Here is a 13,905-nt window from a genome sequence, read left to right as displayed (position 1 = left end):
TACCTCTGGAAATTTCCCTAGAGGTAGATTTTTTTTGTTTTTTACGCTTACATACACAGCCAAATATGACGTATAAACGTGCCTTTGTGTACTGTTCGGTACTCTTTTACAGTCCATCCCGCTTCCAACAAGTGCTCTTCTACCCACTCTGTGGAAACAATCACTGCCCGTTTTGCCAATCTGCGCAAACTCTCCAGCATGGCTCGTTGCTCAGCATCCGGAAGTACAGAGCAGAGGTTATAGGGCATGTCCAGAATTGCTGCATCATACAAATCTTGCAGTTCATTCATATCCCCCAGTGTGATTCGATCCGAATCATATCCATAATGCGGCAGATTGATACGTGCACCTCGGACAGCCAGCGGATTGAGTTCGTTACCTTTTGCATCAATTCCCATGGATAAAGCCTCAATCACAACCGTTCCCATACCGCAGCACGGATCAAGCAACCGATGGTTTTCCACTCTCGGAACGGCAATATTCACCAGTGCTCTGGCAAGCGTGATGCCAAATCCAGTTGAGTAATTTTGCGGCTTCTGCCGATGAATCTGCCATGATCGATCCGCTTCTGTCCACTGGCCCAAGATCCATTTTTCTCCTGTTCGGATTAGGCCGAAAGTCACCTTAGGTTGTTTCATCTGTGCCTTGCCTTTAATACACATACCAACTTCTTTTTCCAGTTGACGAGACTGTGCATAATCAGGGGCTTGATCCCCTTCTTTCAGACAAACTACCTTAAATGTCTCTTCTGGCAACAGATGAATATCTCTGGCAAAAGGAAGCAGATCAGTCACGCTGCCCCCTTCGCCGATCACGTCCAGTCTGCCATGGATAAAAGGACTGCGTCCAGGTGGAATACATCGGTCAGACCACACATACGATCCCGTATCCATATGGATCTCCGAACTCGGCTCAAGCAGCGTATTCAGCTCCAGCATGCATAATTCTTGCTCGTTCTCGTGGCAAGCAAAGGTATAGAGGTGTTTCCCAGAAGTAGCGTAAATACCAAGTGTTTCATCAGGCAAAATCCCCCTCTCCTTCCTTCATTAATCATGTTTCTTCTATATAAATAGTAAGCTCATTGAAGACATATCAAATACGACTCATACGTTTGCTTTCAGGTAGTCATTGTATACAATGTTAGGCCCCTAGACAACTATCCATTTCCTTGCACGTATCTATTTGGAAAGAAAAAAATAAGGTGTTCCCATTGTTGAGGAACGCCTTACTTTATTTTGAGATTATAACATTGGAAATCTAATCGTTCTTGCCAGTATACGTTATAGGCCAACAGCTCATATATCATACTGATTTCTCACCATTAGCCGCCTGCGTGATTCCAGCTTCTTCTATTATAAGAAGAAGGTTATATTTTTAATTTTTCAATGGATGTAAGCAAATCTTCCGATAATTCTTTCAGACTTTGAATGTTGCCGCTAATCGTTTCCATAGAACTTACTTGCTCTTCCGCCGATGCAGAAACTTCTTCCACACTCGCTGCCGATTGTTCCGAAACAGCGGAAATCTGCTGACTGAAATCGTTCATTCGTCCGCTTGCTTCCTGCATGCCTGCGAGACCATCTGTCATAGTGCCGATGACACCAACCATGCCTTCCACCGATTCATTAATTGTACGGAAGAGTTGACCTGAAGTAAGCACATGTTCCTGACCCAGTTCGGTCTCCTGAACGTTCGTACGTAATTCCGCAACCACCCCTTGTGACTCCTGCTGAATATCCTCGGTAATCGCCGTGATCTCTTCAACCGAAGTCTGCACAGCCTCAGATAACTTCCTCACTTCTGATGCCACTACGGCGAATCCGCGTCCACTCTCTCCCGCACGCGCTGCCTCAATGGAGGCATTTAATGCCAGCAGATTGGTTTGGCGTGCAATGTCATGAATGACCTGAACCAGCTTGGAAATATCTTCATTTTTACGATTCAATCGTTCCATCTTGTTCATGGAAGCAGAGACCGAACCGGAAATCTGTTGCATCTGCTGCACGGATTGTTCCATCACCTTGCGACCATTCAACCCCTGCTCCAGTACAAGATCCGACATGACGCGCAACTGGCTGCCTTGTTCCGTATGATTCTGAATGTGATCATTCAAAGCTTCAACCGTACGGGCTGATTCCACGGCTGTCTCTGCCTGGCTCTCTGCGGCCTTGGCTGACTCTTCCATTGTCACAGCAATCTGGCGACTACCAATCTTAACCTCTTCTGAGGATATTGCCAGTTCCCCACTTTGTAGATTAACAGCTTCCGCAATTCGTCTGACGCTCAGAACCATGGAAGTCAGGTTACCTTTCATGTCATTCACCGCTTTGGCCAGAACACCAACTTCATCCTCATGTTTGGTATGTATGTCCTGAACATTCAATTGTCCTTCTGCAATCAGTTTCACCGCACTAATGACACGTAGCAGTGGTTTCACGACCTGTGAACGAATAATCGGAATGCTGATCGCTGTAATGGCAATCATGACCAGAACACCGATAATGATGATTAATCTACCATCCTGTACCGATCTGATCGTTTGGGCCGCCGCAAGATTGGACTGTTCCTGATTGTATTCCACGAGATAATCAAGATCGACTTGCATGGTGTCGAAGGAATCAGCACCTTTATCAGCTACTTCCTTCGCCAGCTGTGTCTGACCCTCATCACTCAGCTTGATCGATTGCGTATTAATCTTGAGATACGCTTCCCATTTGTTCTTGAACGCATTCCAGTGTTCGAGCTCTTCCGCAGACTTCTCCTGCTGATCATAGATTTTAATCGCCTGCGTCGTTTCACGAATATACTTGGTACGCTCTTCTGACAAAAATGCCTTGTCTGTTTCATCCGCGTCAAAGTGACGATAACTTAGTGACAGAACATGTTCTGTGGTATAATTTAACCGGTTAATTTGCTGAATTGATGGCATCCAATTGTTCGTAATTTCATTAGTGTTGGTTTCAATTGAATTCATCCGGGTGACAATCGTGACACTCAAAATAATTAAACAGAGGATTAACAAGTAGAACGCGATGCTGATACGCAGACCGATACTCTTGATCTTGAATCTGCTGAACATATGATTTCCCCCTTGACCTCTTCGGTCATCCCGAATTCAGGTGCTTATGTCATTGTTTTCCCCTTCTTTTGACCTCTTGTCAAAAGAACTTCTCTATATTATATCGATAGGAAAATAGACGTAAAGTATTATAACATTATTTTGTCATTTAGATGCTTGGTTTTGTAAAAGATTGTTGAATCTTGACAAAGTCCAAACCGAAGAGCTGCAGCATACGGTAAAGTCCCGATCTGCAGCTCTTCGGTTTGTTCGGATTTCAACGGCTAACATCATAAAATGATCAGCCTAGTTCAGTATTGCCGTCTTATGCTCAGCCAGCAATCGATATGAATCCAACCTGCGCTTATAATCTGGTCCTGCCGTAACCAGAAGCAACCTCTCCGTATCCAGCCTGCGACTCACCTGTTGCAATCGCGCCCATACCTGCTCAGCTGTACCTGCATAATGCCGCACCGATTCATTTTGATCACTAACGGCTTCATCATTCGTGTTAGAGACCGCGATACCACTTGAATTCGACTCGGTTGAACGTTCTTTTCCATCCAGCTTGCGCCTCTCCGCCATGTCACGACTCCAGTCTAAAGCATCCGTCTCTGACTTGGCACACAATACGCTGACTGCCACCATTACCTCAGGCTCCTTCATCGTTGCACTAGGAATAAATCCTTCTCGGTATCGCCTTACAGCCTCTGTACCATCGGCATCACTCATGAATTGACCAAAGACATATCCCATGCCAAACCGTGCCGCAAATTCTGCACTCTTCACGTTAGTTCCCAACATCCAGAGTGATAACGGAAGCTTGGGAATCGGACGAGCTGTCACGGGATGATCCTCGTACAGGTAGCGGTCTTCTAGTAGTTCTGTGAGTGCTGCGAGTGATTCAGGCAGCTTGGACACATGCTGCAAGTAATTGCCACTGAGTGCCATCGTGGCATGAGGTCCACCGCCAGGAGCACGTCCGAGCCCAAGCTCAATGCGCCCTGGATAGAGCGCAGCCAGCAGGCGGAACGACTCCGCAACCTTGAGTGGGCTATAGTGTGGCAACAAGACCGCACCAGAGCCAAGTTGGATCGTTGTTGTCCTTGCTCCGATGTGCGATAACAGTACTTCGGGAGAGGCCGATGCCAGTTCAGCCATATCATGATGCTCTGACGTCCAGTATCGGGCGTATCCCCAAGCCTCGGCATGTTGCGCAAGTGTCACCGATTGTTGAAGCGCCTGTTCCGCTGTGGCATCGTTCAACCTTGGAACAAGGTCAAGTACGCCCAGACTGAACGTCTCACTCATTCGCTTAGCCACGCGTCTCATCTCCCTTTATATCGGTTAATTTTAATCCAAATCGTAGATCGAACCCACCTTCAGACCGTAGAGTTCATTATATATTTTCTCGGCAAATGCATCCGTCATTCCTGCGATATAATCGATCACCATGTGTTCCCAGGTCCAGATCGGCTGGGCTTTGGCTTGATCCTTCTCATACCGCTGCAGCCAGTCGGATGGAATAATGGATTTGGACGTTTCGGGATCGAGGAATGCATCCCATAATCGCTTAATCATCCACTCACTGCGCTTCTGTAGCCGCTGCACACGCAGGTCACGAATCATGGTGACCCAGGCAAAACTCTTGAGCACACTCACCGTACGCAGCATATCGAGGTCTTCAGCCCCTTCACGGACAAAGGTTACCTTCTTCCAGTCACCGTCGTCAATAACGCCCAGGCTGCCTACAAAAAAGCTCACCCAGTAGGCTTTCACCTCACGGCGGGTACGCGAGTAATCATGCTCACAGAACGGCATCTTCTCATTCCAGATGCGCAGGAACGAAGCGAGGACCTCTTCTACCTTTTGCCCAATCGCTTCTCGGGTCCATCCGTTCCAGAACAAATCCTCCAGCGTTGTAATCTTATCCACAATCAGTCGATTCACATGCGGATCTTGCAGGAAATGCTCATGTACTTCAATTTTTCCTGCTTTGATGCCATCCTCCAGGTCATGCGAGGAGTACGCAATATCGTCGCAAAGGTCCATCAACTGTGCTTCCAGCGTCTTCTTGCCTGCCGGCACGTTCCAGCGATCACGGATCTCCCGAATATATTGCCACTCATGATGATACATGCCTTTTTTGCTCTCTGTCCCAGGGTACGGATATTTGTTGATTCCTAGTAACACCGCATCAGACAGATTCAGTCCGTCGATATCTTCACGTTTCTCCAAGTGCATAATGAGACGGAAGTTGTGCGCATTGCCTTCAAAATGCTCGTATTTCCGTTTTAGCTCGGCACGGACTTCAGACTCCACCTTGGGAACTTTGGCGCTGCGGCTTTTTTTCATGATTTTCTTAGCCTCGGTGTTAATGAGGTCATCCAGAATGCCATCCAATACTTCTTCACCTTTATGTCCAAACGGTGGGTGACCGAAGTCATGTGCGATTGCAGCGCACTCCACCACTTCTGAATCAATAATAAGGCCGGGGTTGTCCGCGCGGTCCCAGTCCACCTCAGGAAAACGGCGAATCAAACTTCGGGCAGCCTCTCGGGCAATCTGTGCCACCTCCAGGGAATGGGTCAAGCGAGTACGATAATAATCACCCGTTCCTGCGCCAAACACCTGCGATTTGCCCTGTAACCGACGGAAGGTCGGTGAATGAATGAGTCTCGAATAGTCCCGTTCATACGCTGCACGAGATCCATCCAATTTGGTTAATTCAGGATATTGTCTATGTTCTCTCAGATCGTTCCATTGCATGGGGATCACTCCTAGCCGACTGTCTCTATTTTGAGTGATTATACACAACATCTGTGGTTTCGAAAAGTAAAACCTGTCTGCGATTGTCATCTCTTCTTACATCAACTTGTAATGAACAGTCATCTTCTCTTATTATACCCTGCCAGACTATCATCCGTGCATCTAAATGACAATGATTCATATTGAACTCATTATTCACATATGCTCGCTCCCATAGCAGAACAACCATAAGTACTCACTGTGCCACCAGGTAGCCGTTCCGGTTACGGATCGTTCTTATGATCGCTGTTATTCCCAAATTTCTTTGATTCCCTTTTAAAAGGGAGAAATTCGGGAATAAAGGCGAACGCTTCGCTTCTTCAGAATCGATTCCGTCCCCTTCACTACTTTTTGCTGTCCTGAAAATACATTAATGGTATTCACTAGTTATCTCGCTAAAATCAAGTGAACATCAAGTTCAACTTAGAATAATATCATCCATTACTACAATGGTAGTCTGCCTCACCCGCGCCCTCCCCGTTGTGAGTAAAAAGACAAAAAACCGACAGGACGGAGATGCCCTGTCGGATGAATATGGTGGATGCAGCGTTGCGATTTAGCTTCTAATACTTAATGTTCACGTAGTCTACTCTTGAAGATGCGTGAATTTTTGCATCGAGGATATTATCGCACGCTTGTACGAAGGATTTTTACACCATAACCTTACAGATATCGTTGGTGAACTCTACTGGATCTTGAATTGGCAATCCCTCGATCAGCAAAGCCTGGTGGTACAGGAGGCTAGTGTAGAGGTTCAGCTTTTCCTGATCCTGCGCGAAAGCGTCTTTCAACGATTTGAAGACATCGTGATTTACGTTGATTTCCAGCACTTTGTCGGCTTGTACGTTTTCGCTGTTCGGCATAGCTTTCAGGATTTTCTCCATTTCAATCGTCAGCTCACCTTCGGTGGACAAACATACCGGGTGGCTTCTGAGACGTTTGGAAGCTTTAACCGCTTTGACTTTACCCGCCAATTGAGCTTGCATCGCTTCAAACAACTCTTTGTTGTCGTTGTCCTGAGCGTCCGTTTCTTCTTTGTCCGCGCTATCTTCGATACCCAGATCACCACTGGAGATGGATTTGAATTCTTTCTCCTTGTAGTTCGTGATCATCTTGATTGCAAACTCGTCGATGTCATCAGTAAAGTACAATACTTCGTACCCTTTCTCAAGAACACCCTCGATCTGTGGCAGCTTCTCAATACGGCTAATGGACTCACCAGATGCATAGTAGATGTACTTCTGATCTTCCGGCATTCTGGAGACGTACTCGTCCAGACTCACGAGTTTGCTCTCTTTGGAAGACGTGAACAACAGCAGATCCTGCAATGTATCCTTATTCACACCATAGTCGCTGTATACACCATATTTCAATTGACGACCAAACGCTTGGTAGAACTTCTCGTAGTTCTCACGCTCGTCCTTCAACAGGCTTTGCAGTTGGCTCTTGATTTTGTTCTTAATGTTCTTCGCGATCAGGCTAAGCTGACGGTCATGTTGCAACATCTCACGGGAAATGTTCAGGGACAGATCTTCCGAATCCACCATACCTTTGACAAATCCAAAGTAATCTGGCAACAGATCCCCGCATTTATCCATGATCAATACACCGTTGGAGTAGAGTTCAAGGCCTTTTTCATACTCTTTGGTATAGTAGTCAAACGGCGTGTTCTCCGGGATAAACAGGATTGCATTATATACCACAGCGCCATCTGCGCTGATATGCAGGTGTTTGAGCGGTTTGTCAAAACCGTAGCGTTTTTCCATATAGAAGTTATTGTAGTCTTCTTCGGTCAGTTCGCTTTTATTTTTACGCCAGATCGGCACCATGCTGTTCACGGTTTGTTCTTCTTGGTATTCCTCGAATTCGTTCTCCGTGCCCTCTTTCGGACGTTGACTCGTTACATCCATCTTGATCGGGTAGCGAATGAAGTCGGAGTATTTCTTGATGATGGATCTCAGGCGGTACTCTTCCAAAAATTCGTCATACGAATCTTCTTCGGTATTTTCTTTGATCGTCAGGACGATCTCTGTACCTACGGAATCTTTCTCAGCTGGTGTGATTGTGTAACCATCCGCGCCTTCGGACTCCCATTTCCAAGCCTCGTCGCTGCCCAGCGTTTTACTTGTTACGGTCAGCTTGTCCGCCACCATAAAAGCCGAGTAGAAACCAACCCCGAATTGTCCGATGATGTTGTGGCCATCTTTAGCTTCATTTTCTTTCTTGAACGCCAAGGAACCACTCTTCGCGATAACTCCCAGATTGTTCTCCAGCTCTTCCTGCGTCATCCCGATTCCGGTATCCGTCAGTGTGAGCGTGCGGTTTTCTTTGTCAATCGTGAGCTTGATGAAGTAGTCCTCTTTGTTGAAAACGAGCGAATCGTCGGTAAGTGCTCTGTAATAAATTTTATCAATGGCGTCACTGGAGTTGGAGATCAATTCTCTCAAAAAGATTTCTCTTTGGGTGTAAATGGAGTTGATCATCATATCCAGCAAACGTTTGGATTCTGCCTGGAATTCTTTTTTAGCCATGAATGGTTGGACTCCTTTCAAATTGGATATCGAATGATTTGATTGAAAATAGAAAGTAAATCCTTGAGTTTTTCATACAAAACTTACGGGTGCCAGAAAATCATTCGAAGCTTAAACGCTTGATCATCAGATCCAATAGATTGGCTAATCTTCAAAATGCATGAATACATGACGTTCTGCAATGTAGCCGTTCCGGTTACGAATCGTTTTTCGGATCGCTGTTATCCCCGTATTTCTTTGATTCCCTTTTTTAAAAGGGAGAAATCCGGTGATAAAGGCGAACGCTTTGCTTCCTCCAAATCGATTTCGTCCCCTGCACTACTTTTGCATCTGATCAGCGACTGATTTTTAGGATAGAGAATATCAATGAAGTGATATCTCCTAGACATGGGATGCAGCTTCAAGTCTGTTGCGCACCTTGGCTTCGCATGTTCTACTCAGGTTCAATATCTATTTTCAAAAACAGAATCATTCCATATGTAGGCGTATACTAAAAACATCATTTGTTAGCACTCTAATGATCGGAGTGCTAAACCCTTCCTTTTATATAACATATGGGAAAATTGGGTGTCAATACGCAGGCGGTTATTTTAACAAAAAGATCGAATAACCCTTCAACTTTTGCACATCACCAATCATTTTACCGTAATCCCGCGGGTAAAACAAAAGCCGCCTCGAACCCAAGTTCGAACCGGCATGGTCAAAGATTGTGATGTGTCTGTTGCTGTAGTAGATAGCGTTAAAACATATCCATCTAATGTACCTTGGAGTATCCTCAGCATTACTGTGTTGAGACTGACGTATATTGTATGGGTATTTTGGTATTTTGGTATTTTGGTATCTTGGTATTGTGGTTGCTTAAACGTTTTGAGCAGCATGACAGTCACGCGCTAACGAATCTCAGAGGCGTTAAATGGCCATTTTAGGATGACTTCACAATTTAACGAATCGTAGACACACTATTTCTTGCCTTTAGCCAACTATACGAGCCTTTCCACAGGTTTTTCGCAAAATTGCGTGTTTGAGGTTCGTTAGACTGGGAAATTGGCTGAAAATCGTAAAATAAGGTTCCCCAGGTTCGTTAGAGTTGAAGCAGACGTTGGGGTTACAGCTACAAATAGGATTGCGATAAAAATTAGCGCTTACGGTTTGTGTTAATGTTAGCTTTGGCACACATGCAGCGTTACAGAAAAAGTTAGGCTTGCAGAGTTAGGGTTTCAATCAAAGTCGCAGTTTGAGCTTGGGTTACAAGTTATGGTTACGGTTACGGTTACGGTTACGGTTACGGTTACGGTTACGGTTACGGTTACGGTTACGGTTAGGGTTAGGGTTAGAGTTTGAGTTTGAGTTTGAGTTTGAGTTTGAGAATTCTACTTTTTCGCCATTTTCGGATCAAGGGTGTCACGCAGACCATCGCCCATTAGGTTGAAGCCGAGAACGGTCAACATAATGGAAACGCCGGGGAAGATCAGTGTCCACGGTGCTTTTTGTATAAACTGACGGGAGTCTGACAGCATTTTACCCCATTCGGGATCGGGTGGTTGCGCACCCATGCCTAGAAATCCGAGTGCAGCTGCCTCGATGATCGCTGTCCCAATTCCGAGTGTACCTTGCACGATCAGCGGAGTAAGGCTATTGGGCAAGATGTGGCGAAACAAGATTCGCCCGTTGCCTGCTCCAAGCGTTCGTGCCGACGTTATGAATTCCTCCTGTCTCAAGCTGAGTACCCGTGAACGCACCAATCTTCCGTAGGTCGGGATATTCACGATGGCGATGGCGAGCAGTGCATTTTGCAACGACGGGCCCAGTATCGCCACAATGGCGATGGCCAGTAATATCCCCGGAAAGGCGAGCAAGATATCAAATAGACGCGAGATAAGCATGTCCGCCCATTTTCCATAAAAACCGGCAATCAGCCCCAGCAGCGTACCCGCGATAATGGAACCAATGACGGAGAAAAAGCCCACCCACAAGGAAATACGCGCCCCATGCAGCACTCTGGAAAACACGTCACGCCCCAGATCATCGGTACCAAACCAATGTTCTGCCGAAGGGGCCTGAAGCCGATCCACCAGAACCTGTTCCTTGTAATCGTAAGGTGCGATATATGGCGCGAGGAAGGCCAACAGGATAAAAAATACGATAATAATTAGACCTGCAAGCGCAAGCCGATTTTTCCGAAACGTTCTCCACGCTTCCCGCCATGGACCGGATGTGCTCGCCGACGCAGCGTCAATAGATGGTCCGGTATTGGTCGATAATTTGGCCATGCGGCGTCTCCTTTCTTGAACATGAATATAGCAAAAGATCAACGAATTCTATTACACTCAAGCACTACGATTGCAGTACCATCTTCCGATCGCTGTTATCCCCAGATTTTATTGATCCACCTTATTAAGGGAGTCCCTATTTATAACTAATCCGCGGATCAAACACGGCGTAGAGTAAGTCCACAATTAGATTGATCACCACGAAAAAGAACGCCACGATCAGAATCCCACTCTGGATCACCGGATAGTCCCGCGAACTAATTGCTTCATATATATAACGTCCCACGCCCGGCCAAGCGAAGATCGTTTCGGTCAACACCGCACCCCCAAGCAACGATCCGGTCTGGATGCCGATAACCGTAAGCACGGGAATAAACGCATTTTTGAGTGCATGTCCATATACGACAAAAAACGGACCCAGTCCCTTCGCCTTTGCTGTACGAATGTAATCGGAACTCATCACTTCCAGCATGCTGGAACGGGTCATCCGGGCAATAACAGCCATCGGAATCGTTCCCAATGCAACACTTGGCAGAATCAAATGTTTGGTTACGGTCCACAACTGATTCCATTGTCCAGCAATCATCGTATCCAGCACATACAAGCCCGTAATGGCTTCCACCGGATCACGTGCATTCATTCGTCCAATGGACGGCAACCACTGTAACTTGTTCGCAAACAACCATTGTTCCATCAGACCGAGCCAGAAGATCGGCATCGATACACCCACCAAAGCAATGACCATACAGCAATAATCAAACCAGGAGTTGTGCTTCCATGCACTGACAATCCCGGCATTCACCCCAATAATGACAGCAAACAACATACTCGCCATCGTTAATTCAAGGGTTGCTGTCAGATAAGGCACAATTTCCTGGGCAATAGGCACCTTGGTGCGGATGGATGTTCCAAGGTCACCTTTGAGCAAATCGCCCAAGTAGGCGAAATATTGCTGGAACCAGGGTTTATCCAGACCGAGCTGGTCACGAAGGGCCTGCTTGGATTGTTCGGTTGCCTTTTGCCCAAGTATGGTCTCGGCCGGGTCACCCGGGATGGCGTGGATGATGGAAAAGACAATCAGGGTCATGCCCAGCAGTACGGGCAGCAACACAAGCACACGTTTGACAATATAGCTATTCAATCCTGTTCACCTGCCTTCGACATATCGTGCAAAAATAAAAAGCGCCGGCAGAAACGCATGCTTTGGATAGTTACGTCCGGATGTGGGTTCTGCCAAGCATTTCGTCTAACCAGCACTTTGTAAGAAAGAATTAAAACGTAATCACTCCGAACTGTAGTGCCATCTTCAGATCACAGTTATCCTGAAATGGATAAGTTCAACTTACAGCTTACTCAAAATAAGCACCGGCATAGGATTCTGTGCCCAGTGGAGAAGGAACGAAACCTTTCAGGTTCGATTTACCCGCCAGAATTGGCGTGGTGTGCACGAGTGGAATCCACGGTGCGTCTTCCTTGATAATTGCCTGCGCTTGTTTGTAAAGCTCCGCACGTTTCTCCTGATCTGTTTCTTTCTGCGCATCCGTCAGCAACACATGCAACTCTTCGTTTACATAATAACTGCGGTTGTTGCTTGGAATGGCATCTTTATCCAGCAGTGTATACAGGAAGTTATCTGGGTCACCATTGTCACCTGTCCATCCGAGCATGTAAATGTCGTCCTTCTCCCCGGCCTTTGTATCTTCGAGATACGTTGCCCACTCCGGTGATTCGATGGTGACGGTCACTCCGATTTTCTCAAAATCAGCTTGGATCGCTTCCGCTACCTTCTTGCCATCAGGCATATACGGGCGGGATACCGGCATCGCATAGAAGGTTATCGGATCAGGCAACCCGTCAGGGAAGCCTGCTTCGGCAAGTAGAGCTTTTGCTTTTTCCAGATCATATGGGTAATCCTCAATGGTATCGTTGTATCCCCACAGCGTTGGCGGCATTGGGTTCACGGCAGGTTCAGCTTGTCCAGCAAAGAACGCATCAATAAGAGCCTGCTTGTTCACCGCATGATTGAGGGCTTGTCTGACTTTGACATTATCAAATGGTTTCTTCTTGAAGTTAAAGCCGATATAGGCCACGTTGAACGGTGGACGCTCAATCTTTTGCAGCTCACTATTTCCCTCAAGGATGGACAGATCGTCCGGGTTTAGGTCTTCCATCACATCAATCTCGTTGTTTTGCAGCGCATTGAAGCGAGCGGTGTTATCCGGAATGGATCGCACGATTACTTTGTTTAGCTTCGGCAGTCCTTCTTTCCAATAATCCGCGTTTTTCTCCAGGGTGATGGAGTCGTTACGCTTCCACTCTTTGAATACAAATGGGCCCGTGCCCACAGGCTCGCTCTTGAAGTTTTCTTTTTTCTCCTGAATCGCGGTTGGACTGGCAATGCCAAATGGCGTCATCGCAATATTTTGCAGGAAAGGCGCTTGTGGCTGGTTCAATGTAAACTCCACCGTAGTTTCATCCGTCGCCTTCACTTCCTTGATCACACGTCCGTCCTCTGGACCAAACATGGAATCGTAATAATCGAAGGAATCTCCCTCGAATTTATATTCACTCGCCGGATCACCCCAGCGGTTGAAGTTGAACACAACAGCCTCTGCGTTGAAGTCAGTTCCATCATGGAATTTCACACCGGACTTCAGCTTAAACACATACTTGAGCCCATCCGCCGAAATCTCCCAGCTCTCTGCTAGTCCAGGAACGACTTCTGTTCCGCCTTCCTTGTAGTCCAGCAATGAATCAAACACCTGATGCCCAATCTTCAGCGACTCCCCATCTGTTACAATCGCCGGGTCGAGTGCTACGGAATCCCCACCACGCCCCATAATCATCGTATCCTGCGCTACCGTTTCGGTTGGAGGATCGTTTCCTTCCGCCGGAGCAGGCGTAGACTCTCCACTCTCGTTACTGGAGCAACCGGACAACACCAATACGGTACTTAAGGCCATCGTTAGAACACCTGACATCCATTTTTTTCTCATTCGCATACGTACAACACCCTTCCCTGTCTCATAATGTGTGTGATGCTGGCATGAAAGATCTCCAATATTGGCAATCGGTTTGGTGCTATGTATCATATAAAAGGCTTTAAATGCCTGTGATACCTGAATTAATGTTCTGGGAAAAGTAAGGCATGTATATGAAATGTAAAAACAGCATGGGATACAGGTGAACAATGGATATAAGTAAAAGTCAGATCGTCATGCACATGGATTAAGGATAT

The 13,905-nt window shown here is 46.5% G+C and carries 8 protein-coding genes; all 8 read right to left on the bottom strand.

Going from position 1 to position 13,905, the window contains the following annotated elements; translation table 11 throughout:
- Positions 1-47 precede the first annotated feature (47 nt).
- On the bottom strand, positions 48-1,025 hold the full coding sequence (locus tag MHI12_RS06245) for a TRM11 family SAM-dependent methyltransferase (protein ID WP_405171877.1): 978 nt from the start codon (positions 1,023-1,025) through the stop codon (positions 48-50).
- A gap of 341 nt (positions 1,026-1,366) precedes the next feature.
- Positions 1,367-3,079 carry a methyl-accepting chemotaxis protein gene (locus MHI12_RS06240; RefSeq protein WP_253506252.1) on the bottom strand — a complete coding sequence of 571 codons (1,713 nt, stop codon included), beginning with the start codon at positions 3,077-3,079 and terminating at the stop codon, positions 1,367-1,369.
- A gap of 285 nt (positions 3,080-3,364) precedes the next feature.
- Positions 3,365-4,390 (bottom strand): MsnO8 family LLM class oxidoreductase, encoded by a 1,026-nt coding sequence (locus MHI12_RS06235; RefSeq protein ID WP_405171876.1) that lies wholly within the window; start codon positions 4,388-4,390, stop codon positions 3,365-3,367.
- A gap of 21 nt (positions 4,391-4,411) precedes the next feature.
- Positions 4,412-5,827, bottom strand: a complete 1,416-nt coding sequence (locus MHI12_RS06230) for a deoxyguanosinetriphosphate triphosphohydrolase family protein (RefSeq protein ID WP_076209597.1) — start codon at positions 5,825-5,827, stop codon at positions 4,412-4,414.
- 689 nt (positions 5,828-6,516) lie between these two features.
- Positions 6,517-8,397: a molecular chaperone HtpG gene (htpG, locus tag MHI12_RS06225; RefSeq protein ID WP_405171875.1), complete on the bottom strand. Its 1,881-nt coding sequence runs from the start codon at positions 8,395-8,397 to the stop codon at positions 6,517-6,519.
- Between the two features lie 1,370 nt (positions 8,398-9,767).
- On the bottom strand, positions 9,768-10,667 hold the full coding sequence (gene nikC, locus MHI12_RS06220; RefSeq protein WP_124117053.1) for a nickel transporter permease: 900 nt from the start codon (positions 10,665-10,667) through the stop codon (positions 9,768-9,770).
- 136 nt (positions 10,668-10,803) lie between these two features.
- Positions 10,804-11,808 (bottom strand): ABC transporter permease, encoded by a 1,005-nt coding sequence (locus MHI12_RS06215; protein ID WP_017690144.1) that lies wholly within the window; start codon positions 11,806-11,808, stop codon positions 10,804-10,806.
- A gap of 208 nt (positions 11,809-12,016) precedes the next feature.
- Positions 12,017-13,663 carry an ABC transporter substrate-binding protein gene (locus MHI12_RS06210; protein ID WP_405172945.1) on the bottom strand — a complete coding sequence of 549 codons (1,647 nt, stop codon included), beginning with the start codon at positions 13,661-13,663 and terminating at the stop codon, positions 12,017-12,019.
- Between the last annotated feature and the right edge of the window lie 242 nt (positions 13,664-13,905).

Origin of the sequence: Paenibacillus sp. FSL H8-0280 (assembly GCF_045040665.1) — a bacterium.
Taxonomy (GTDB): Bacteria; Bacillota; Bacilli; order Paenibacillales; family Paenibacillaceae; genus Paenibacillus; species Paenibacillus xylanexedens_A.
Note: the sequence above shows the minus strand (reverse complement) of the source record. Positions and strands in the feature narration are given on the sequence as shown.